Genomic DNA, 20,587 nt, shown 5'->3' on the forward strand with positions numbered 1-20,587 from the left:
CCCCCCCCCCCCCCCCCCCCCCCCCCCCCCCCCCCCCCCCCCCCCCCCCCCCCCCCCCCCCCCCCCCCCCCCCCCCCCCCCCCCCCCCCCCGCGGTCGGTCAGGGGTGGGAGCCCGCCCGCACCGGACGGCCCGCGCCGCGCGTCAGCGCGTACCCGCCGATACCGGCGAGGGCGCCGAGCAGACCGCCCGCCACCGTCCAGATCCAGCGGTCGGACCACCAGCCGCCGGACCAGCCGTCGGCCGGCTCGGCGGCGCTCACGCGCTGCTCGGCCGAGGTACCGGGCACGAGCGGAGCGGCGAGCGCGCCGTCCACCGCGTACGCACCGCCCATGTCCTTCACGTCCGTCCGGAGCTGTGCCCGTACCGGCTGTCCCAGGTCCTCCGGAGCCAGGTCGACCACCGTCAGGCGCACGTAGTAGCTGCCGGGCAGCGGATCGTTCGCCCACTGGTCGGCCCCGGCCCGGACCGGCCGCAGCGTGCACGACAGCCGGACCTCGGCGGCGTCCTTGCCCGCCGACGCGCTCTGGACGCCGTACGTGCACGGCTGGCGGCGCCGCAGCCCGTCGTACACGTCGATCTGCCAGGTCGAGGCGGAGTGCCGGGAGGCCGCGGGCGGCAGGGCCACCTTCGCCGTGACCGTCGCCCGCTGGCCCGTGTCCAGGGGCAGCACCCAGTACAGGTAGTCACCGGTGGACGCGTCCGCCGTGGCCTCCTGGCCCACCTTGACCGCCGTGGCGGTACGGAACGTGGTGCCCGCCTCGGTCGGCCCGGCCGCGCCACCGCTCTTGCTCGCGCTCGGAGTCGGCGAAGGCGTGGCGGCCACGGCCGCACCGGCCGGGCCGAGCAGGCCCGCGCCGGCCAGCAGGGCGGCGCTCAGCATGCGTACGGTACGCATCAGTTGGTCCTCCAGACCGAGATACGCCAGCGGGAGACCCAGCCCCACACCAGCCCGACCAGCAGACCGGTGAGCGCCAGAACGGCGAGCAGCCACCAGCCGCGCCCGAGGCCGAAGGCGGCCACGTCGGACGCCTCGTCCGGGCCGTCCACCAGGTCGATGGTCAGCTCGACGGGCATGCCCGGGGCGGTCTTGACCGACGCGGGCGCCGAGAAGGAGTTGCTGACCTGGAGGCATACGGTCTCCGGCGCGGTCTCGGCCTCGCCGTCCGCGTCGTCGAGGGTGGCCTTCGGGTAGCGCAGGCCGGCCGAGATCAGGTCGGTGCGCCCGTCGCCCGCCTCCGAGCCGCGTACGATCTCCCGGCCGTGCAGGGTCGTCGCGCGCAGCATCACGCCGTAGTCGTTGTTGACGGCGCGGTCGGCGCCGATGCTCACCGAGGCGCGCAGCTCCTGTCCCGGCTTGACGGCCACCCGGTACCAGCGGTGCTCGCCGAAGGTCTCGCGGTCGCTGTAGAGGCCGGCCTTCAGGACCGGGGCGTCCTGGCACTGCTTGGTGCCCGCGGTCGCCACCGGGGTGACGACGGGCTCGGCGGCCCGGTCGACCAGTTGCTTCACGCGCCCGGACAGTTCGGCCGTGTGCTGCACCGAGGTGTACGTGCCGCCCGTGGCCTCGGCGATGCAGATCAGCTGGTTGCGGGTCTTGGCGTCGGGAACGAGACCGAGCGTGTCGATGACCAGGTGGATGCCCTTGGCCGCGATGTCGCGGGCCACTTCGCACGGGTCGAGCGGGGCGCAGGTGTCCTCGCCGTCGGTGATGAGCACGATCCGGCGGGTGGCGTCACCGCCCTTGAGGTCGTCCGCCGCCCCCAGCAGGGCCGGGCCGATGGGGGTCCAGCCGGTGGGGGCGAGGGTCGCCACCGCCGTCTTCGCCTCGGTCCGGTTCAGCGGACCGACCGGGTAGAGCTGCTTGGTGTCCTTGCAGCCGACGTTCCGGTCGTCGCCGGGGTAGTTGGCCCCGAGAGTCCGTATGCCGAGCCGCACTTCATCGGGGACGGCGTCGAGGACCTCGTTGAACGCCTGCTTCGCCGCGGACATCCGGGACTGCCCGTCGATGTCCTGGGCCCGCATCGAGCCGCTGACGTCCAGTACGAGCTCTACCTTGGGGGGTTCTTTCGATACGGGTTCACCGGCGGAGGCGCTCGCCGGGAAGAGCCCGACGGCCAAAGTGGCCAGCAGGCCGCAGGCCCCGGCCGCCAGCCATTTTCTAGTGATCATCGCCGGATCGTATTGAGGATCGTCTGCCAAACCAAAACCGTCTCGCGGGAGCGGCTTTCGACCGGGGCCGGCCCCGCGGAAGCCGCGGGGCCGACCGGGTCAGAGCAGCTCGATCAGGGAGGTACGGGCCCGGGCCACGCGGGAGCGGACCGTACCGATGGGGCAGCCGAGGGCGGTGGCGGCGTCCGCGTACGGGAGTCCCAGTAACTGGGTGGCGACGAACACGTCGCGCCGCTCGGCGGGGATCGCCGCCAGCAGCTCGGCGAGCGCGATGCCGTCCTCGAAGCCCGGCAGGCCCAGCGGTTGGGCCTGCTCGGCGGCGCTCTGCCAGTCGTCGCGGTCGGCGACCTTGGGCCGGGCGGCGCTGCGGCGCAGGCTGTCCACGACGGTGCGCCGGGCGATGGACAGCAGCCAGGTGCGGGCCGAGGAGCGCCCCTCGAACCGGGGCAGGCCGCGCAGCGCCCGCAGGAAGGTCTCCTGGGTGAGGTCGTCGGCGGACTGCGGGTCCGCGCTGAGGTAGGCGACGTAGCGCCGGACGTCGTGCTGCAGGGCGCGTACGAAGCGGTCGACGGCGTCGGGGTCGCCGTCGCGGGCGGCGAGCGCGAGGAGGGTCGTCGCCTCGTCGGGCCCGTCGGTACGGCGCGTGGACGGGGCCGCCTCGGCGGTGTCCGGGTGGAGCAGGGCAGGGGTCATCGCCAGGTGTCCTTCTGGGGATCCGGGATCCCGGACGGGGGATCCGGTGTCCGGCGCCGCGCTGCGGGCCGGTGAGCGGTACGGCCTGCCGGGACGGCATGGCCGATGCCCGAGGCGCGCCGTGATGGGCCCGGTGGGCCCGTCGCGCGTCGGGGAGCCGGCTGTCAGATGACAGCGGTCCCGCAGGGCGGACCCCGTGAGGTGATGGCGTCGACGAGCAGGAGCCGGCGCGGCGAGCGGCCGCGCCGGTCCCGGCGGGGGCGCACGCGCGGCCGGTGCGCGGGCGCGGCCGGGCGGGGGGCCGGCCGCAGCGGTACGAGGAGCCAGCCGGCCACCGCGCGCAGTACGCGGAACGCGCCCTGCTCCCCGTACGCGAGCCACAGGCCGCACAGCAGCGCGGCCAGCAGGTGGGCGGCGAGCATGCCGGCCGTCGGCATGCCGCCCGGGTCGGGCACGCTTCCCGTGGCGTCGGCCATGGCCGACATGCCCGGCATCCCGGCCATCCCGGCCATCCCGGCCATCCCGGCCATGTCGTGGTGGACATGGACCGAGCCCGTCGGCGGTGCGGACGGCCGTGCCCAGGCCTGGGCCAGGGAGAACCCGACGTGCAGCGCGGTCTGCGCGGCGACGGCGGCGCAGGTGACGGCGGCCAGGCCGCGTTCCCGTCCGGCGAGCAGCCAGGCGGGCGCGCCGGTCGCGGCGAGCGCCGAGGCCGGCGCCCACCAGGGCAGCGGCGTCGCCGACATGAACACGTGGCCGAACGCAGCGAGCAGCACACAGGTGGCCGCGAACGTCGCGGCCCGAACCGCACGGCAACATCGACCGGGAGTCATGGCGGGCTCATCGTCGCATCCGGTTCGGGTCCGCCACAGGGGGGCACTCACAATCGGAGCATTCCCTGAGTACGCCTCAAGTCCTCATGTGACCGGGGCCACTTGGGGTGCCGGGAACTCCCGGGGAGAGCCGGCCGACTGCTGCCGTGGACCAGTGGGCGGCGGGGGAGCGGAGTCAGCGGTGGGCGAGCGGAAGGCGACGGCGGAGCGGGCGCAGGCATCCGGGGTTGGTGGGTTGGGCGGCCCGCCCACTGCACCGCGCACGGCACCGCTCACGGGGCTGCTCACGTGCGCGATGGCCTTCTCGATGCTGCAGTTGTTCCTGCTCGGTGCGCTCGGGCCGCGGCTCGTGGACGAGTTGGACGTCACACCGGCCCTGCTCGGCCTGACGACGACGATCGGCTTCGGGACGGCGGCGGTGCTGTCACCGCTCGGCGGCCGCGTGGTGGACCGGTTCGGTCCGCGGCGCTCCCTCGTCGCCCTCCTCCTCGTGTCCGCCGTCGCGCTCGCACTGATCGGTGCGGCGCCCGGTCCGGGCTTCCTCCTCGCGGCCGTCGCGCTGGGCGGGCTGCCCCAGGCGCTGGCCAACCCCGCCACCAACAAGGCGATCCTGGCCGCGGTTCCGCCCGCCAGGCGGGGCTCGGTGACCGGGATGAAGCAGTCCGGCGTGCAATTGGGCGCGTTCGCGGCCGGACTGCCGCTGGCCGCGCTGGCGGGCGGCGTGGGCTGGCGCGGCGCGGTGTGGACCGCGGCCGCCACGGCGGTGGGGGCGGCGGTGTGGGCGCTGCGCGGGCTGCCCGCCGATCGGCGGGCAGCGCCGGCACCGCCGCGGCCGTCGGCCCGGGACGCGCAGCCCGAGGCGCAGTGCGAGCCGGATCCCGAGCCGCGCGATGCGACCGGCTGGCTGGCGGCCTTCTCGCTGTTCCTGGGCTGCGGGATCGCCTCGGTCAACACGTACGTCTCGCTCTTCGGCGCCGAGCGGCTCGGAATGGGCCCCACGGCTGCCGCGGCCCTGGTGGCGGTCCTCGGCGTCGCGGGCATCGCCGGTCGCGTGGGCTGGTCGAAGGCGGCCCGGCCGGGTCGCGCCGAGTGGCTGCCGGGGCTGCTGGCCGGCGGCGCGGTGGTGGCTGCCGGTCTGTTCGCCGCCTCCCTGTACGCAGCGCCGCTGGTCTGGGCCGCCGCGGTGGCCGCGGGGGCGTTCGCCGTGTCGGGCAACGCCGTCTCGATGGTGCTGGTGATGCAGCGTGCCGCCCCCGGCCGGGCCGGACGGGACTCCGCGCGGGTTTCGGCGGGGTTCTTCGCCGGGTTCGCGGTCGGGCCGCCGCTCTTCGGGCTCCTCGCGCAGGCGGACCGCTACGGCCCCGGCTGGCTGCTGGTCGCCGCCGAGTTCGCGGCGGCCGGAGCCGTCGCCACGACGTGGGCGCTGCGGGAGCGGCGCCGGGCCTCCCGGGGTGCGGCGTGACCCCGGGGACACCGCCCCCGTGGGCCGGACCGGCCCTGGCGGCGTTGCTCGACCGGGTCGCCGTCACCCGGGCCGAAGTCGGCGACCGCTTCCCCCTGTACGCCGACCCCGGCACGGGCCACTGGGTGACCACCGGCCGTGGGTCGTGGACCGGCGGCTTCTGGGCCGGGCTGCTGTGGCTGCGCTCCCGGCACACCGGGCATCCCGTCGACCGGGCGGCCGCCTCCGCCTGCACCGCGCGCCTCGCCCACTGGGTGGCCGCCGACACCGCCACGCGCGGGCTGATCCTCTGGTACGGGACCGCCCTGGCCGGAGGGGACCACGGGGCGCGCGAGCTGCGCACCCGGGCCGCCCGGGCCGCGCTGGAGGCGTTCGACGGGGAACTCGGGCTGGTGCCCTGGGGGTCGGCCTTCGGCGGCCCGCGGCTGCTGGCCCGGGTCGACGGTGTACCGGGCATGGCGGGGCTGCTCGCCGCCGCGGGCCGGGAGGGCGCCGAAGCGGCCGCCGCGCACCTGAACCGGCACCTCGACCTGTGCGGTGACGGCGGCGACGGCCGGGTGTTCGCCCCCGCCCGGTCCTTCGCGGCGGCACGCGGCTGGCTCGCGTGCGAGGACCCGCCGCCCGGCTGGAGCCGGGGGAGGGCCTGGCTGCTGCTGGCGGTGGCCGACGCACTGCACCGCCCCGGCGTTGCCCTGCGTACACCCCCGGGCCGGCTGGCGCGGGCGGCGCGGTGGCTGGCCGCCGGGCCCGCGGACCTCGTCCCGCCGGCCGACACCGCCCGTCCCGGTGGCCCCCTGGACACCTCCGCCGCCGCCGTGACAGCGGTCGCCCTGCTGAAGCTCGCGCGGGTACCGGGCCCGGGGACAGCCGCGTACGGCGAGCGCGCGGCCGCGATCCTGGAGCGCCTGGCGGGCGCGCACCTGGCCGGGGGCCGGCTCCTGGACGGCTGCTACGACGCCGCGCGCGGCACCGCCGTACGGCACGAACTGGTGTGGGGGGACTTCTTCCTGGCGCAGGGGCTGGCCGCACTGACCGGGCTGGCCGACGTCCTGGAGGCGTGACCCGGCGGGCCTCCCCGGCCAGACGGGACTTTGACGACACTCCCTAGGCGTAGCCGCGCAGCACCCGGTGGGCCACCGAGGTGATGTGCAGTTCGTCCGGGCCGTCGAGGATGCGGGCGGCGCGTCCGGTGCGGAAGAGCGAGGGCAGCGCGGTGTCGGGTCCGAGCCCGGCCGCTCCGTGGACCTGGATCGCCGCGTCCGCCACCTGCTGGAGCATGCGGGCCGCGGCCACCTTGGCCAGGCCCACCTCGACGTGCGCGTCGAGCCCGGCGCCGATCCTGGCGACCGCCGCGTGCACCAGCGGGCGGGTGCTGCGCAGCGCGAGCAGCGATTCGAAGACGTGCTGCTGGACGAGCTGGTGCGAGCCCAGCGACCCACGCGATCCGGTACGGGAGTTGGCGCGCTCGGCCAGGAGGTCGAAGGCGCGCTGGGCCTGGCCGAGCCAGCGCAGGCAGCGCAGGGTGCGGCCCAACTGGAGCCGTTCGGCGGCGATCGACAGGGCCCGGCCGCGCTCACCGAGGAGGTGGTCGGCGGGCACCCGGACCCGGTCGAACTCGATCTCCCACTGGCCGGACGCGCCGAACACGGGCAGCTCGCGCACCACCCGGAAGCCGGCGGATCCGGTGGGCACCACCAGCAGCGAGAGGCCTTCGCGGTCGCCCGGTTCGCCGTCGGTGCGCACCAGTACGGTGACCAGGTCGGCCCCGGCGGCGCCGGACACGAACCACTTGCGGCCGCTCACGGTCCAGCTCCCGTCGGCCTGTTCCACGGCGCGGGTGGCGGTGAGGAAGGGGTCGGTGCCGGGCGTGTCCGGCTCGGTCATCGCGTAGCAGGCGCGCAGTGCCCCCGCGGTGAGCTGCTTCGGGTACAGGGCGCGGACCCGCTCGGAGCCGTGCCGCTCCAGCATCGTGACGTCGAGCAGCGGGGCCGAGCCCAGGGCGGCGGGCCCGTGGTCGCTCGCGCCCTCGGCCTCGGCGAGCTGGGCGTATGCGGCCAACGCAAGCCCCTGGCCGCCCTGTTCGGCGGGCAGCGGAAGGGCCCACAGCCCCTCCTGCCGGGCCCGGTCGCGCAGTTCCCGCAGCGCACTCGCGGCGGCGGGCCCGCCCGCGTCGAGCACGGGCTCGTACGGCATCACCCGACTCCGTACGAACTCCGCGACCCGGCACCGCAGTCGATGCGCGTCGCCGTTCTCCTCCACCGCTTTCCTCCATCGTGCCGGGAACCCGTGGGAACGGCAGTCCGACTGCCTGCCCGTGGAGCTGGTCGGGCGCACGCCCGGCCTGGTTCCCGAGTCCCGCAGCGAGAAGATCCGCAAGGAAGAGGAAAGGAAAGAGGAGAGGCATGGCGTCACCAGTCATCGCGCCGACCGTGCGGCCGCTCGACGGGCTGTACGTGGCGGTCTCGGGCCCGCCCGCACTGACCGGCCCCGTCGCCGGGCACCTCGCACTCCTGGGCGCCGGCCCCGCCCCGAGGTCCGCACACCCAAGGGAGGCCCCGGATGTCGACGCGCACACCGCGCGGATCACCCTGGGCGGGCGGGGCCACGATCCCCAGGAAGCCCGCCTGAGCTGGGCGGCGGACCCGGCGGACCCGACGGGCGGAATCACCGACGAGGCCACCGCGCAGGCCGCCACCGGCATCATGGCGGTCCACGGGCGCCGGGACGGCGAACCGCGCGGCCTGGCCGCCGACTACGCCGCCACCGCGGCGGCCGTGCTCACCACGCAGGGCCTCCTCGCCGGGCTGCTCGGCCGGGCCCGGGGCGGGGAAGGGGCCGCCCGGGTGGAGACGAGCGCCGACCGGGCCGGTCTGCTGGCGGTCGCGCAGTACCTCGCGGCATCCGGCGCCGACGAGGGTGAAGCGGCCGAACTCGACCCCGGTGGACCGCCGTTCGCCTCCTCCGACGGCATCCTCTTCGAGCTCGAAACCCTGGACCCGGGGGCGTGGGCCGAGTTCTGGCGGGCCCTCGACGCCCCGGCCGACGCGATACGGGCCGGGTGGCGGCCCTTCCAGTTCCGCTACGCCACCGCCTGCGCACCCTTCCCGCAGGCCCTGCACGACACCGCGCGGGCCCACCCCTGGCAGCGCCTGCGGCAGGCTGCGGCCCGCTCCGGCGCCGAGGTCTGCCGGCTGCGGACCCTGGCCGAGCGCGCCGCCGAGCACGACGGAGCCGCCCCCTGGTCCGTGGCCCCGTACGAGCCGCCGTCAGCAGGCCCGGCCCGCCGTGTCCCCACCGGCCCGAAGGCGGGGCCCACCGCGGCGAAGCCCCTGGCGGGACTGACCGTGCTGGAGGCCGGCCGCCGCATCCAGGCACCCCTGGCCGCGCACCTGCTGGGCCTGCTCGGCGCCGACGTCGTCCGTATCGAGCCCCCGGGCGGCGACCCGCTGCGCGGCATGCCTCCCGCCTGCTCCGGCATCTCCGCCCGCTGGCTCGCGCTGAACCGGGGCAAACGGGCCGTGGAGATCGACATCAAGTCCCCCGGCGACCGGCGCCTGCTCCTCGACATGGCCGCCGGGGCCGACGTGTTCCTGCACAACTGGGCCCCCGGCAAGGCGGCCGAACTGGGCCTCGACCACACAGACCTGGCCGCCGTGAACCCGGCGCTCGTCTACGCGTACACCGGCGGCTGGGGCACGGGGACGGGCGCGGGCCGGCTCGCCGACACCCCGATGGGCACGGACTTCATGGTCCAGGCCCGCACCGGAGTCGGCGAAGCCGTACGCCCGCGCGACGAGGTGCCCGCGCCGTCCCTGATGACCCTGCTGGACGTCCTGGGCGGACTGCTCGGCGCCGAGGCGGTGCTCGCCGGGCTCCTGACGCGCGAGCGCACCGGGCGGGGCGTCCGCGTCGACTCCTCCCTGCTGGGCGCCTCCGACGTCCTGATCGCACCCGCCCTGCGGCGGGTGCGCGAAGGGCGGGACCCGCGGCGCCCGGCCGGCTTCCGCCGCCCCCTGCGCACCGCCGACGGCTGGGTCGCCCCCGCCGATGCCGACGCCGATGCGGCGGCGGCCGCCGCCCCCGGCCTGCGCTCCCTGACCACCCGCGAGGCGGTGGCCCGGCTGCGCACGCAGGGGCTCGCCGCCACCGCCGTCACGGCCGATCCGGCCGACCTGCACCACGACCCGCGCTTCACCGGCTCGATCAGCCGGGACGCGCACGGTGCCCCCGCCGTTCCCGACCCCTGGAGCTTCACATGACCGTCGCACTGCACGATCTGCTGCCCACGGGCCTGCGCCGCTCCTGGGCGGTGGACGGCTCCTGTCCCGATCTCGACCTCTACAGCCTCTTCCGGGCCCGCCAGATCTCCGACCTGCACCGCACCGCCGTACTCGATTCCAAGGGGGCGCTCTGCTACACCGCCCTGGACCGCAAGGTGCGATGCCTGGCCACCGGGCTCGCACAGCTCGGCATACGCCCCGGCGACGTGGTCGGCGTACAACTCCCCAACGGGCGCGCGGCCGTCATCGCCGACCTGGCCCTGGCCGCGATCGGCGCGGTCGCGCTGCCCTTCCCCGTCGGCCGGGGCGGCCTGGAGGCCGAGTCCCTGCTGGGGAGAGCCGAGGCCGTCGCGGTCATCGCGTCCGTCGAACACCGGGGCAACCGGCACGCCGCCGACCTGCGCACGCTGGCAGCCGCCCTGCCCGCGCTGCGCCACGTCATCGCCGCCGGGCCGGGAACCGCACCCGAAGGAACGATTCCGCTGACGGGGCTGCTGCGCTCCGATCCGGCCGCCTTCGTCGCCGCCCGCCCCGACCCCGACAGCGCCGCCCGCATCCTGGTGTCCTCCGGTTCGGAGGCGGAGCCGAAGATGATCGCGTACTCGCACAACGCGCTCGCCGGGGGCCGCGGCAACTTCCTCGCCTCGCTCATGCCCGACGGGACCCCGCCGCGCGCGCTGTTCCTCGTACCGCTCGGCTCGGCCTTCGGCTCCAGCGGCACCGCCGTCACCCTCGCCCGGCACGGCGGAACCCTCGTCCTCCTCGACCACTTCACCCCGGAGGCGGCCCTCGCGGCGATCCGCGAGCACGCCCCGACACACGTCCTGGGCGTCCCCACGATGGTGCGCATGATGCTCGACCTCCTGGACGGCCCGCAGGAGGCAGGACGTGGCCGACTGCCCGCCCCCACCGCCCTGATACTCGGCGGCTCCGCCCTCGACGAGACCACCGCCGAGCAGGCCGGCCGCGCCTTCGGGTGCCCGGTCGTCAACCTCTACGGCTCGGCCGACGGGGTCAACTGCCACACGGGACTGGGCGGTTCGGACACAGATGCCGAAGAGGTCCCCGACGGCGCGGGCATCGTCGTCGGGCGCCCCGACCCGCGCGTCGCCGACATTCGCATCGCCGACGCCGCAACGGGACGGGCGCTCCCGGACGGCGAGACCGGCGAGATCACCGCGCGCGGCCCCATGACCCCCATGTGCTACGTCGGTTCCCCCGAGCTGGACGCCCGCTACCGCACCGCCGACGGCTGGGTCCGTACGGGCGACCTCGGCCGGATCGACCGGTCCGGGCTCCTGCACGTCGTGGGCCGCCTCAAGGACATCGTCATCCGCGGCGGCGCCAACATCAGCCCCGCCGAGGTGGAACGGGAGCTCGCCTCCCACCCGCGCGTGCGCGACGTGGTGTGCGTCGGGGTACCGGACGAGGTGATGGGCGAACGGCTCGCGGCCTGCGTCGTACCCCGCGGCCCCGAGGCGCCCGCCCTGGACTCGCTCGGCGAACACCTCGGGCTGCGCGGCCTGGAGCGGCGCAAGCACCCCGAGCGCCTGCTGCTGCTGGAGCGGATCCCGCTGACCCCGGCCGGCAAGCCCGACCGTACGGCCCTGCGCGAGCGCCTCGCCGCCTCGCCGCCGGAGCTTCGCGTCACGGTGACCGCGCAGCCCGGGAGCCCGGCGGCCCGGTAGCCGGACGTACGACGGCGGCGGGCCGATCCACGACCGGATCGCCCCGCCGCCGTCAGGGGGCGGAAGTCACGCCGCCCTCAGGACCCCGCCATGGCCTTCAGCAGCCCGGTGGCGGCATTGCGGTATACCGGCAGCAGGTCGAGGTCCTTCTCGGGGTAGTTGACGATCTCGACCTGCTTGGCGCCCGAGTCGGGCAGGACGGTTCCGGTCGACATGTGCGCGTTGTCCAGGACCAGGGCCGGCTTCTTCGCGGACAGCTCCGCCAACTGCGCCGGAGTGACCGCCTCCGGGCCGTACGTACCGACCGTGGTGGCGCCGGCCAGCTTCGCGGACCAGGCGGTGAAGACCTGGCTGACGACCACCGGGCTGCGGCCGCCGGGCCAGCCGGCGCGCACGTCCTGCGAGAGCATCGCGTACTCGGTGTCGAAGGAGGCGCTCCAGCGCGCGGCGGCCTCGCCGGTGCCGAACAGCTTGCCCAGCCGGGCCACTTCGGCCTTGACCTTGTCGGGGTCGTTGTCGAGGTTCACCTCGACCAACTGCGCCTTGGACCCGGCGGCTTCCTTGATCTTCGCCGCGTACGGCTCGAAGGGCGCGTACAGCACGAAGTCGGCCTTGCCGACGGCGGCGAGGTCGGACGGCTTGGGATCGTAGTCCGGCGCGTGGTGCACGGACTGGGGCACGATCACCTTGACGTCCTCGGCCCCGGCGGCCTTGGCGAAGCCGCCCTCCCAGGTGGTGGTGACGACGACCGCCGGCTTCCGCCCGTCCTTCGCCGCTGCCACCGGTGCCTTGCCGTCGACGCCGTCCCCGTCGTCGCCGCAGCCGGTGACCAGGGCGAGGGCCATGGCAGCGCTCAGTGCGAGGAGGGAAGCGAATCGGACGCGGGTACGCGCCATGAGCTGATTCTCCGTTCGGGGAGGATGTGGACCACGAGGACGACCGCCCCCGCGGTGAGGACGAGGACCGGCCCGGGCGGCCAGTCCAGCCAGAGTGCGGTGAGGAAGCCGACCAGGTTCACGGCGACGCCGATGGCGACCGCCCACCCGGTGATCGACCGCAGCGAAGTGCCCAACCGGCGTGCGGCGAGGGCCGGAAGCAGGGTCAGCGCGTCCACCAGCAGGGCGCCGGTGAGTTTGATCGCACCCGCGACGGCCACCGCGACCAGCACCAGCAGCACCGCCGTCAGCGCCTGGACCGGTACACCGGAACACTGCGCGAGCTCCCGGTCGTACAACAGCAGCGCCACCTCGCGCCGCCGCCACCAGAACAGGGCCGGAACGAGGACGGCAAGAGCCCCGAGCACCACCAGGTCGGCGGTGCCCACCGACAGGATCGAACCCCACAACAGCGCGAACGCGCCGGACGCGTTGACCCCGGACACGGCGAGCAGCAACAGCGCCGCCGCGATGGCCAGGCTCATCAGCAGACCCATCGCACCGGACAGGCCGTCCGGCGTCCGGGCCAGCGGCGCCACGCCCGCACCGGCCAGGGCGCAGGCCAACAGGGCGCACAACATCGGGTCGAGACCGGTCAGCAGGCCCACGGCGATGCCCAGCAGCGCGACGTGCATCATCGCGAAGCGCACCGGCATGATGTCGAGACCGACGATGACCACACCGATCACCGGAAGACCGATCGCCGCCAACAGCAGTGCCACGCCAGCCCGTTGTACGGGAAGCAGTTGCAGCAGCTCCCCGACGTCGGCGGTGGCCAGGGTGTTCACCGGACCTCCCGCAGCCGACCGGCGGCCATCTCCAGTACGCGGTCGCAGCGTTCGGCGAGCGCCCGGTCGTGGGTGACGACTACGAGGGTCACGGGCAGCGAGGCCAGTACGTCGGCGGCCTCCTCCTGACCGTCGAAGTCGAGGGCGGCGGTGGGCTCGTCGGCGAGCAGCACCTCGGCCCCGGCGGCGACGCAGCCGATCGCCCGGGCGAGGTACATCCGCTGCAGCTGGCCGCCGGAGAGGGTGTGCAGGGGCCGGCCGGTCAGCCGCCCCACCCCCAGCCGGTCCGCGGCCTCGGCGGCCTGCGTCGGCGCCGCCCCGGAGGCCAGCAGTTCGTTGCCGAGCAGCGGGAACCGGCCGACCGCGGGCTTCTGCGGGATCCAGGCGCAGGCGCGCCGCCGCCAGGCCCAGTCGGCCGCGGAACCGGTGCCGCGGCCGCCGACCAGGATCGTGCCGCTCACCTGCCGGTGCAGTCCGAGGACGGCGCGCAGCAGCGTGGTCTTGCCGCAGCCGTTGGTCCCGGTCAGCGCGACGCGCTCACCCGCGGCGATCTCCAGGTCCACCCCGGCGACGGCCTCGACCCGCCCGTGCCGGCAGCCCACCTCCCGCATCCGAATGTCCAGCCCGCCCATCCCACGCCCTTCCGCGCTCCGTAGCCCGCTGTCCGCTGCCCGCTGCCCGCTGTCCGTGTCCGTGTCGGCTGTCCGCACGGGGAGGGAGTCGTACGGCGGACCCTGCGGGTTCCGGGGCCCGGACCTTTTCTCCTCGGGCCGCAATGGCCCGCGCGGGTGGCCCCGCTGGCCGAGGACGGCGGGGCGGCGGAGGATGGGGGACTGTGATGACGGTTCTGGTGGTGGGCGTGCCGGAGGGCGAGGAACTGGAGCGGCTGCGGTCGCGGATCCAGAGCAACCCGCACTTCCGGGTCATCTCGCACGCCGCCGAGCCCGCCGTGGCCCTCGCGCACGCCCGGGTCCTGCTCCCCGACGTCACCGTCCTGGCCGTGCCCGGCGCCCTCGATGCGGATCCCGGCGCACTGGGCGTCTTCCAGGGGGTGCGCGCCCTGGACCCCCCGAGCGGGGTGGTCCTGCGTACGGCGGCCACGGCGGAGTCCGCCGCGCTGGCCGGGCTGGCCGGGCTGGCGGTCGACGGTGCCGTCCACATCGTCCGCGACGGCGACGGCGACGGCCTGATGCACGCCCTGCGGGCGATCGGCCTGACCCGGGAGAGCTGCGACCCGGACGGCGTGGTGTGACCCCGCCGCCCGGCCCCGACCCGATCGGGTCACCGGGCCGGCGCGCCGCGGTCCGGCAGGGTCCGGTCGGCCGCTGGTGGGCCGGGCTGCCCCCGGCCGCGGGCGCCGCCGTCATGGCCGCCGGCATCATCTCCATCGGCCTTCACCTCATCGGCCTCGAAGGACCCTCGCTCGTGGCGCTCGCCGGAGCCGGGGCGCTGTGGGCCCTGCTCGCCGCCGACTTCGGCTACCGGCTGCTCGGCGACCGCCGCCGGTTCCGCGCCGAGGCCGACACCCCGGCCGCCCTCACCGCCGTCGCCGCCACGACCGTGCTCGGCGCCCGGCTCTCCCTCCTCGGCCGGCAGGAGGCCGCCGCCGCGCTGCTCGCGCTCTCCGCCGCACTCTGGCCCGGACTGCTGCTCCACGTCCTCCTGCACTGGCAGCGGCGGGTGCCCGGCGCGGCCTTCCTCGTCTGCGTGGCCACCCAGGGCCTCGCCGTCCTGGCGGGCACGCTGGCTACCGCCACCGGCCGCGAATGGCTCGCCTGGGCGGCGCTGGCCGCCTTCCTCCTCGGGCTGCTGCTGTACGCCGAGGCCCTCGTACGCTTCGACTTCCGCGAGGTGCTGACCGGCGCGGGCGACCACTGGGTGGCGGGCGGGGCGCTGTCCATCTGCGCCCTCGCCGGATCCAAGCTCACCGCGTCACCCGTCTGGGAGGGTTCCGCGCACACGGCACTGCGTACCACCACCCTGGTGACGCTCGGACTCGCGCTCGCCTGGTACCCGGTCCTGCTCGTCGCCGAGGTCCTGCGGCCGCGCCCGCACTACGACATCCGGCGCTGGGCCACCGTCTTCCCGCTCGGCATGACCGCCACGGCCTGCCTCTCCGCCGCGGCTCCCACGGGGGTCGGCCCGCTGCGGCCGCTGGGCGAGGTGCTGCTGTGGATCGCCGTCGCCGCCTGGCTGCTGACCTTCGCCGCGCTGCTCACGACCGGCCGCTCCGCGCGGCGCCCGCCCGCAGGCCCATGAGCGCGACCCAGGCCAGCAGCGCCACCGCCGCCGCCAGCGCCCAGCGCGACCCGTGGCCCAACGTCAGCAGACCCCCGGCCAGCGCCCCCAGCAGCAGGGCCGCGACCGACACGACCCGGCGGACCGAGGCCGGCCCCCACGGGTCGGCGACCAGAGCGGTCAGCGTCCGGGTGAGGACCGTGGTGGTCAGGTCGGGGACGGCGAGCCGGTGCACCACGGCGTTCTGCAGGCCCATGCCCAGCGCCAGCAGGCCGACGACCGGCAGCCGTCCCGCGCCGCCCGCGGTCAGGGCCAGCGCACCGCTCACCAGTACGGCCTGGACCGCCATCAGCGGCTCGAACATCCGGGACGCCTCCGCGGCACGCCGCACGCGGCCGGCGGCCGCGGCCCCCGCCGAGAAGGCGGCGAGCGCCAGGAGGGAGGCGGCGACGGACAACTGGCGGTCCCCGGCGAGCGCGAAGCCGAGGAAGACGACATTGCCCGTCATGTTGGCGACGAAGACGTGGTCGAGCCCGAGATAGCTGACCGCGTCGACCAGTCCGCTGACGAAGGTGAGTACGACCAGCAGCGGCGGCAGCACCCCGTACGGCTGGGACGCGCCGTCGGGGCCTGGCGGAAAGAGCAGCGCGGCGAGCGGCCGCAGCACTCCGCGCCCTCCGGTGGACGTCATGCGGACCGTGGTACCACGGGGGCCGGACTCCAGCGGACGCGCGGCGAGCGTGTCGCGCTAGGGTTCCGGCATGGCCTACACGTTCCAGGTGACGATCGACTCCGCCGACCCGCACCCGCTCGCAGACTGGTGGGCGGACGCCCTGGGTTGGGAAGTGGAGCCCAGCGACGAGGCGTTCATCCGGGACCTGGTCGCCGCCGGGCACGCGAGCGAGGAGGACACCACCACCCACCACGGCGTGCTGGTCTGGAAGGTCGGCGCCGCGATCCGCCACCCGGAAGGCCTGGAGCGGGCCCCGCGCATCCTGTTCCAGCTCATCACGGAGCCCAAGACCGTCAAGAACCGCGTCCACTTGGACGTCCGCACCGCCGACGACGACCCCAAGGAGGTCGTCGAACGGCTGCTCGCCAAGGGCGCCAAGTTCCTCCACGAGGGCCGCCAGGGTCCCTCCGTCTGGACCACCATCGCCGACCCCGAGGGCAACGAGCTCTGCGTCTCCCACTGACCGGGCACCGCGGCGCATAGTGTGGGCCGCGTGAACGTCATCCTCTTCGGCGCGACCGGAATGATCGGCCGGGGCGTGCTGCGCGAGTGCCTGCGCGACGACACCGTCGAAAGCGTTCTGGCCGTCGGCCGCACCCCGCTCGCCGTCACCCACCCCAAACTGCGCGAGCTGGTGCGGGCCGACGTGTCCGACCTGTCGGCACCGGACCTGGACCTGGCCTCGTACGACGCCTGCTTCTTCTGCCTCGGCGTCTCCTCCGTCGGCATGAAGGAGGACGCCTACCGCCGCGTCACCCACGACCTGACCCTCGCCGTCGCCCGCCCCCTCGCGGCCGCCAACCCGCGGCTGACCTTCGCCTACGTCTCCGGCGAGGGCACCGACAGCACCGAGCGCGGCCGCTCCATGTGGGCCCGGGTCAAGGGCCGGACCGAGAACGACCTGCTGAAGCTGGACTTCCGGGCCTACATGTTCCGCCCCGGCATCGTGCAGCCCGACCGCGGCATTCCGTCCAAGACCAGGCTCTACCGCACCGCGTACGCGCTGACCGCACCGCTCTTCCCGGTGCTGCGCCGCATCGCCCCGAACCTCGTCATCACGACCGAGGCCATCGGCCGCGCCATGATCGCGGTGGCCGGACCGGGCGCCGACGCCGCGGCGCACGGGCGCGTCCTGCGCCCGCGCGACATCAACCGGATCGCCACCGCCCGTCCCGACCAGCGGTAATTCAGTTCCAGGCGGTCCCTTCCACGGGTGAGAATGAGCCATCTCGAACCGGGAGGGGACCCCATGAGCCAGGACCGCCTGACTCTGCACGACCTGATGCCCGCGCAGGCGCTGGCCGAGGCCATCGACGCCGGATACGTGACCCGCAAGTCGCACCCCGAGCTGCCGCTGTCCATCTACACCTACACGCGGACGGCCCAGTACGAGCGCGTCTGGAACCAGGTCACCACCCGCTGCCGTGGCCTCGTCGCCGACGACACCACCGGCGCCGTGGTCGCCCTGCCGCTGCCGAAGTTCTTCAACGTCGGCGAGCACGAGTCCGGTCAGCCGTACGCGCCCGCCCTGCCGGACGAGCCGTTCGAGGTGTACGACAAGGTCGACGGCAGCCTCGCCGTGGTCTTCCACTACGCGGACCGGTGGCGCGTAGCGTCCAAGGGCTCCTTCATCAGCACGCAGGCCACCTGGGCCCAGCGCCTCCTCGACGGCCGCGACACGGGCGCCCTGGTTCCCGGCACCACGTACCTCGCGGAGATCCTCTACCCGCAGAACCGCATCGTCGTCGACTACGGCGACCGCCGGGACCTGGTCCTGCTCGCGGCCTTCGGCGCCGACGCCACCGAGGTCCCGCTCGCCGAGGCGGCGGCTCACTGGCAGGGGATCGGCTCGGTCGTCACCGTGTGGCCCGCCATGCCCATCGAGGAGCTGATCGCGCTCGCCGAGTCCAACACCCTGCCGGACGGCGCGAACGCCCGCGGGACCGACGCCGAGGGCTTCGTGCTGAGGTTCGCCTCCGGCGTGCGCGCGAAGGCCAAGCTGACCGAGTACGTACGCCTGCACCGGGTGCTCACCGCCGTCACCGAGCGGGACATCTGGCGCAGCCACGGCATCCAGCGGTTCGCCGGCCTGCCCGCCAAGCAGCTGGCCCAGGGCCTGAACTGCACGGTCGCCGACATCGAGGCGTCGGGCGGCAAGCCGCTCGACGCGCTGCTGGAGCAGGTGCCCGACGAGTTCGACACCTGGGTGCGCTCGGTGATCGAGCGGCTCGAAGGCGAGGCCGCGGAGCGTGAGCGCGCCATCGACGAGGCGTACGCCCAGCTCGCCCACCTGGCCGACGACCGGGGCGCGTTCGCGCACGCCGCGAAGGAACTGCCCGACCGGCAGATCCGCGCCGCGCTGTTCCTGCGCCTGGACGACCGGCCGACCGAGCTCGTCGTATGGCGGCAGGTACGACCCGAGACGTCCGACCCCTTCACGACCGATGAGGAGAACTGACCCGTGTCCGAAGTCCCCGTAACCCCTGCACTCCCGGTGGTACACGTCATGACGGGGTTGCCGGCCTCCGGGAAGACGACCGCCGCGCGCGCCCTGCAGGCCGAGGCCGCCGGCCGCATGCGCCGCGTCAACCTCGACGACCTGAGGGCCATGCTCGACGTGCCGGACCCCGAGCGCGGCCGGTCCTACCGGCACGAGCAGACCGTGCTGGAGATCCAGGACGAGGCGGTGCGCGCGGCCGTCGACGGCGGCTTCGACGTGGTCGTCGACAACACGCACCTGACCTCGCACATCCCCAAGCGGCTCAAGGCGGCCGTCGCCGGCCGGGCGACCTTCGTGGTGCACGACTTCACCGACGTGCCCGTGGAGGAGTGCCTGCGCCGCGACGCCGCGCGCGAACGCCAGGTCGGCGAGGAGATCATCCGGATACTCGCCGACAAGCACGCCAAGGCCAGGAAGGGCGGCTGGCGGCTCACGGCCGAGTGGCTCAACGAGCAGCCGGACGTGTCCCCGTACGTGGCCGACCCGGCGCTGCCCGCGGCGGTGATGTGCGACATCGACGGCACGCTCGCGCTGACCGGCGAGCGCAACCCGTACGACTTCTCGCGCTGCGAGATCGACCTGCTGAACACGCCGGTGCGCGACGCCCTGGGCGCCTTCAGGCGCGCCGACGGGGACACGATCGTGCTGCTGTCCGGTCGGGGCGAGGAGTTCCGTCAGCAGACGGAGGCCTGGCTGGCGCGGCACGAAGTCCCGTACGACGAGCTGTGGATGCGCCCCGCCGGGGACACCCGCCGCGACGACATCGTGAAGGCGGAGCTGTTCAACACCCACGTGCGCGACCGCTACGCGGTCCGGGTCTCGCTGGACGACCGGGACCGCGTGGTGGCGATCTGGCGTCGGATGGGCCTGGCCACCTGGCAGGTCAACTACGGCGACTTCTGACCCGGCCGGGCCGAGCCGGGCCGGGCCGGGCCAGGCCAGGCCCGGCCGGAAGCCGGTTCAGTGGGCCTGGAGGCCGGCGTTGAACCCGTCGCGCAGCCTGCCGTAGGCCTGGGCGACGGTGTGGCCGGCCTCCCAGCAGGCTTCGCGCTCGCCCGCCGCGGCGGGCGCGTCGGCGCAGGAACGGGCGGCGTAGGTCTCGGCGGCCTTGATGACCTTGTCGGCGTGGCCGCGCAGGGTGGTGAAGGTGCGCGGGTCCTCGTGGGCGATCCACGACAGCGAGGTCCTGGCGGTCTCGGCGGCCTTGGCGGCATGGTCGGCGCAGGCCGGGGTGAGCGAGGTGGCGCGCTGCGGCCAGCACTTGGAGCCCTTGTCGGAACCGTAGCGGCTCTCCGCGTCGTTGAGCAGGCCGACGGACTTGGCGTGGACCGCCTCCGCGTCGGGGGCCGCGGTCCCGCGCGGCTGGTTGCGCCACTGCATGATGACGGCGCTCACGTCCGGCCAGGTCTTGGCCGACTGCGGGCCGGCGGTGCCCCCGGTCCCGGTGGAGGGGGTCGCGGTCTGCGCCGCGGACGGCGAGGAGGAGGCGGGCGCAGGGACGACCGCCCGGGAGGCGGCCGCGTCGACGGAGCCGTCCGGTGCCGAGGAACAGCCGGCGAGGACGGCTCCGGCGGCCGCGAGCATCGCGAGGGTGGCCGACTGGCGGGGGCGTCCTGTGAGCCGCACGTGGTCTGTCCTTCATTCCGCCCGCGGGCCGTCTGCCTGCGGGTACAGCGCCCTGTCTACCTGCCGGGGGGCGCCGGCTCCACCTCTCTGTCCGGTAGGCGGCTTATGTGGGCACAAGCCGGCCGTCCGGCGCCCCGCGGGGGCTCCGGACGGCCGGTTCAGGGTCGTTCGTGCAGGTCAGTAGCACCACTCCACGTGGGTGAGGTTCTTGACCCAGCGGGCCGAGACGTAGCGGTCCTCGTCGTACTTGGCGGCCTTCGGCCCGCGGTTCTTGTCTTCCTCGCCGTCCAGGCGGTACCAGAGGTCGTTTCCGCCGACCCGCTCACCGCGCTTCTTGCACTCGATCTCGAGCTTCTGGTGCGGGTACACCACACCCACCTTGTCCGCGTGGGTGCTCGGCCGGCTGCGGACGTTCAGCTTGCCGTGCGAAACGACCACGCCGAGGGCGCTTTCGTACCCGTCTTCCCCATCTTCCCCGTCTTCCCCGTCGGGCTCGTCCCGGGCCACGAGGCTCTCGTGCCCCGGCATGTCGGGCATCGGCTCCTCGTCGGCGACGGCGGCGCCCGCCCCCATCAGGCCGAGCACCAGGCTTCCGGCGGCGAGGGCGAGGACGGTCCTGGTGGGCTTCAGCATGAGCCGG

Annotated in this window: 21 protein-coding genes; 10 read left to right on the forward strand and 11 right to left on the reverse strand. The window is 75.0% G+C overall.

Features of this window, described 5'->3' with window-relative positions:
* Positions 1-99: 99 nt before the first annotated feature.
* The 4 genes from ACZ7GJ_RS24485 to ACZ7GJ_RS24500 all read right to left on the reverse strand — a co-directional run bounded on the left by ACZ7GJ_RS24485 (position 100) and on the right by ACZ7GJ_RS24500 (position 3,640).
* On the reverse strand, positions 100-897 hold the full coding sequence (locus ACZ7GJ_RS24485; RefSeq protein WP_470754685.1) for a hypothetical protein: 798 nt from the start codon (positions 895-897) through the stop codon (positions 100-102).
* Positions 897-2,171: a VWA domain-containing protein gene (locus tag ACZ7GJ_RS24490; RefSeq protein WP_470754686.1), complete on the reverse strand. Its 1,275-nt coding sequence runs from the start codon at positions 2,169-2,171 to the stop codon at positions 897-899. Before ACZ7GJ_RS24490 ends, ACZ7GJ_RS24485 begins: the two co-directional genes overlap by 1 nt.
* A 99-nt stretch (positions 2,172-2,270) precedes the next feature.
* Positions 2,271-2,864 carry a sigma-70 family RNA polymerase sigma factor gene (locus ACZ7GJ_RS24495; protein WP_470754688.1) on the reverse strand — a complete coding sequence of 198 codons (594 nt, stop codon included), beginning with the start codon at positions 2,862-2,864 and terminating at the stop codon, positions 2,271-2,273.
* Positions 2,865-3,028: 164 nt separating this feature from the next.
* Entirely contained in the window at positions 3,029-3,640 is a 612-nt protein-coding gene (locus tag ACZ7GJ_RS24500) for a hypothetical protein (protein ID WP_470754690.1), read from the reverse strand.
* Between the two features lie 352 nt (positions 3,641-3,992).
* On the opposite strand from ACZ7GJ_RS24500, the gene ACZ7GJ_RS24505 reads away from it, so the two are divergent.
* Both ACZ7GJ_RS24505 and ACZ7GJ_RS24510 read left to right on the forward strand, forming a co-directional pair.
* Positions 3,993-5,159, forward strand: a complete 1,167-nt coding sequence (locus tag ACZ7GJ_RS24505; RefSeq protein WP_470754897.1) for an MFS transporter — start codon at positions 3,993-3,995, stop codon at positions 5,157-5,159.
* Entirely contained in the window at positions 5,156-6,220 is a 1,065-nt protein-coding gene (locus ACZ7GJ_RS24510; RefSeq protein ID WP_470754691.1) for a sugar ABC transporter permease, read from the forward strand. The genes ACZ7GJ_RS24505 and ACZ7GJ_RS24510 overlap by 4 nt, the downstream gene beginning before the upstream one ends.
* A 43-nt stretch (positions 6,221-6,263) precedes the next feature.
* On the opposite strand, the gene ACZ7GJ_RS24515 is transcribed toward ACZ7GJ_RS24510, so the two are convergent.
* A complete protein-coding gene (locus tag ACZ7GJ_RS24515) occupies positions 6,264-7,352 on the reverse strand; it encodes an acyl-CoA dehydrogenase family protein (RefSeq protein ID WP_470754693.1) in 1,089 nt (362 codons plus the stop codon).
* 209 nt (positions 7,353-7,561) lie between these two features.
* On the opposite strand from ACZ7GJ_RS24515, the gene ACZ7GJ_RS24520 reads away from it, so the two are divergent.
* Both ACZ7GJ_RS24520 and ACZ7GJ_RS24525 read left to right on the forward strand, forming a co-directional pair.
* Complete coding sequence (locus tag ACZ7GJ_RS24520; protein ID WP_470754695.1) at positions 7,562-9,418, forward strand: CoA transferase; 1,857 nt, start codon at positions 7,562-7,564, stop codon at positions 9,416-9,418.
* On the forward strand, positions 9,415-11,127 hold the full coding sequence (locus ACZ7GJ_RS24525; protein ID WP_470754696.1) for an AMP-binding protein: 1,713 nt from the start codon (positions 9,415-9,417) through the stop codon (positions 11,125-11,127). Before ACZ7GJ_RS24520 ends, ACZ7GJ_RS24525 begins: the two co-directional genes overlap by 4 nt.
* Positions 11,128-11,204: 77 nt before the next feature.
* On the opposite strand, the gene ACZ7GJ_RS24530 is transcribed toward ACZ7GJ_RS24525, so the two are convergent.
* Genes ACZ7GJ_RS24530 through ACZ7GJ_RS24540 form a run of 3 tightly spaced genes read right to left on the reverse strand, consistent with a single transcriptional unit; the run spans position 11,205 to position 13,482 of the window.
* Complete coding sequence (locus ACZ7GJ_RS24530; protein WP_470754698.1) at positions 11,205-12,023, reverse strand: ABC transporter substrate-binding protein; 819 nt, start codon at positions 12,021-12,023, stop codon at positions 11,205-11,207.
* The gene (locus tag ACZ7GJ_RS24535) at positions 11,981-12,850 is read right to left on the reverse strand and encodes a metal ABC transporter permease (protein WP_470754700.1); all 870 of its coding nucleotides are present in this window, start codon (positions 12,848-12,850) and stop codon (positions 11,981-11,983) included. Before ACZ7GJ_RS24535 ends, ACZ7GJ_RS24530 begins: the two co-directional genes overlap by 43 nt.
* Entirely contained in the window at positions 12,847-13,482 is a 636-nt protein-coding gene (locus ACZ7GJ_RS24540) for a metal ABC transporter ATP-binding protein (protein ID WP_470754702.1), read from the reverse strand. The genes ACZ7GJ_RS24535 and ACZ7GJ_RS24540 overlap by 4 nt, the downstream gene beginning before the upstream one ends.
* Positions 13,483-13,688: 206 nt before the next feature.
* Here ACZ7GJ_RS24540 and ACZ7GJ_RS24545 point away from each other — a divergent pair, with 206 nt between their 5' ends.
* Complete coding sequence (locus ACZ7GJ_RS24545; protein WP_470754703.1) at positions 13,689-14,102, forward strand: hypothetical protein; 414 nt, start codon at positions 13,689-13,691, stop codon at positions 14,100-14,102.
* A gap of 23 nt (positions 14,103-14,125) precedes the next feature.
* Positions 14,126-15,109 (forward strand): tellurite resistance/C4-dicarboxylate transporter family protein, encoded by a 984-nt coding sequence (locus ACZ7GJ_RS24550; RefSeq protein WP_470754899.1) that lies wholly within the window; start codon positions 14,126-14,128, stop codon positions 15,107-15,109.
* Here ACZ7GJ_RS24550 and ACZ7GJ_RS24555 read toward each other — a convergent pair.
* Positions 15,066-15,779: a DUF1275 family protein gene (locus ACZ7GJ_RS24555; RefSeq protein WP_470754705.1), complete on the reverse strand. Its 714-nt coding sequence runs from the start codon at positions 15,777-15,779 to the stop codon at positions 15,066-15,068. The genes ACZ7GJ_RS24550 and ACZ7GJ_RS24555 overlap by 44 nt on opposite strands.
* Positions 15,780-15,849: 70 nt before the next feature.
* Between ACZ7GJ_RS24555 and ACZ7GJ_RS24560 the strand changes: the two genes are divergently transcribed.
* The 4 genes from ACZ7GJ_RS24560 (at position 15,850) to ACZ7GJ_RS24575 (ending at position 19,224) form a co-directional block, all read left to right on the forward strand.
* The gene (locus tag ACZ7GJ_RS24560; protein ID WP_470754707.1) at positions 15,850-16,284 is read left to right on the forward strand and encodes a VOC family protein; all 435 of its coding nucleotides are present in this window, start codon (positions 15,850-15,852) and stop codon (positions 16,282-16,284) included.
* Positions 16,285-16,314: 30 nt separating this feature from the next.
* Complete coding sequence (locus ACZ7GJ_RS24565) at positions 16,315-17,007, forward strand: Rossmann-fold NAD(P)-binding domain-containing protein (protein ID WP_470754709.1); 693 nt, start codon at positions 16,315-16,317, stop codon at positions 17,005-17,007.
* A gap of 63 nt (positions 17,008-17,070) precedes the next feature.
* Positions 17,071-18,279, forward strand: a complete 1,209-nt coding sequence (locus tag ACZ7GJ_RS24570; protein ID WP_470754712.1) for an RNA ligase — start codon at positions 17,071-17,073, stop codon at positions 18,277-18,279.
* 36 nt (positions 18,280-18,315) lie between these two features.
* The gene (locus ACZ7GJ_RS24575; RefSeq protein ID WP_470754900.1) at positions 18,316-19,224 is read left to right on the forward strand and encodes a phosphatase domain-containing protein; all 909 of its coding nucleotides are present in this window, start codon (positions 18,316-18,318) and stop codon (positions 19,222-19,224) included.
* 57 nt (positions 19,225-19,281) lie between these two features.
* Here the strand turns inward: ACZ7GJ_RS24575 and ACZ7GJ_RS24580 are convergent, their stop codons facing one another.
* Positions 19,282-19,947: a hypothetical protein gene (locus tag ACZ7GJ_RS24580; RefSeq protein ID WP_470754713.1), complete on the reverse strand. Its 666-nt coding sequence runs from the start codon at positions 19,945-19,947 to the stop codon at positions 19,282-19,284.
* A gap of 177 nt (positions 19,948-20,124) precedes the next feature.
* Entirely contained in the window at positions 20,125-20,580 is a 456-nt protein-coding gene (locus tag ACZ7GJ_RS24585) for an SH3 domain-containing protein (RefSeq protein ID WP_470754714.1), read from the reverse strand.
* Positions 20,581-20,587 lie beyond the last annotated feature (7 nt).

The organism is Streptomyces sp. NPDC037242 (assembly GCF_055604165.1).

What these genes read in the sequence shown, in the direction of transcription:
- ACZ7GJ_RS24485 (WP_470754685.1), bottom strand. Translation starts at nt 897, where the DNA reads ATGCGTACCGTACGCATGCTGAGCGCCGCCCTGCTGGCCGGCGCGGGC.
- ACZ7GJ_RS24490 (WP_470754686.1), bottom strand. Translation starts at nt 2,171, where the DNA reads ATGATCACTAGAAAATGGCTGGCGGCCGGGGCCTGCGGCCTGCTGGCC.
- ACZ7GJ_RS24495 (WP_470754688.1), bottom strand. Translation starts at nt 2,864, where the DNA reads ATGACCCCTGCCCTGCTCCACCCGGACACCGCCGAGGCGGCCCCGTCC.
- ACZ7GJ_RS24505 (WP_470754897.1), top strand. Translation starts at nt 3,993, where the DNA reads ATGGCCTTCTCGATGCTGCAGTTGTTCCTGCTCGGTGCGCTCGGGCCG.
- ACZ7GJ_RS24515 (WP_470754693.1), bottom strand. Translation starts at nt 7,352, where the DNA reads ATGCCGTACGAGCCCGTGCTCGACGCGGGCGGGCCCGCCGCCGCGAGT.
- ACZ7GJ_RS24520 (WP_470754695.1), top strand. Translation starts at nt 7,562, where the DNA reads ATGGCGTCACCAGTCATCGCGCCGACCGTGCGGCCGCTCGACGGGCTG.
- ACZ7GJ_RS24525 (WP_470754696.1), top strand. Translation starts at nt 9,415, where the DNA reads ATGACCGTCGCACTGCACGATCTGCTGCCCACGGGCCTGCGCCGCTCC.
- ACZ7GJ_RS24530 (WP_470754698.1), bottom strand. Translation starts at nt 12,023, where the DNA reads ATGGCGCGTACCCGCGTCCGATTCGCTTCCCTCCTCGCACTGAGCGCT.
- ACZ7GJ_RS24540 (WP_470754702.1), bottom strand. Translation starts at nt 13,482, where the DNA reads ATGGGCGGGCTGGACATTCGGATGCGGGAGGTGGGCTGCCGGCACGGG.
- ACZ7GJ_RS24545 (WP_470754703.1), top strand. Translation starts at nt 13,689, where the DNA reads ATGACGGTTCTGGTGGTGGGCGTGCCGGAGGGCGAGGAACTGGAGCGG.
- ACZ7GJ_RS24555 (WP_470754705.1), bottom strand. Translation starts at nt 15,779, where the DNA reads ATGACGTCCACCGGAGGGCGCGGAGTGCTGCGGCCGCTCGCCGCGCTG.
- ACZ7GJ_RS24560 (WP_470754707.1), top strand. Translation starts at nt 15,850, where the DNA reads ATGGCCTACACGTTCCAGGTGACGATCGACTCCGCCGACCCGCACCCG.
- ACZ7GJ_RS24570 (WP_470754712.1), top strand. Translation starts at nt 17,071, where the DNA reads ATGAGCCAGGACCGCCTGACTCTGCACGACCTGATGCCCGCGCAGGCG.
- ACZ7GJ_RS24585 (WP_470754714.1), bottom strand. Translation starts at nt 20,580, where the DNA reads ATGCTGAAGCCCACCAGGACCGTCCTCGCCCTCGCCGCCGGAAGCCTG.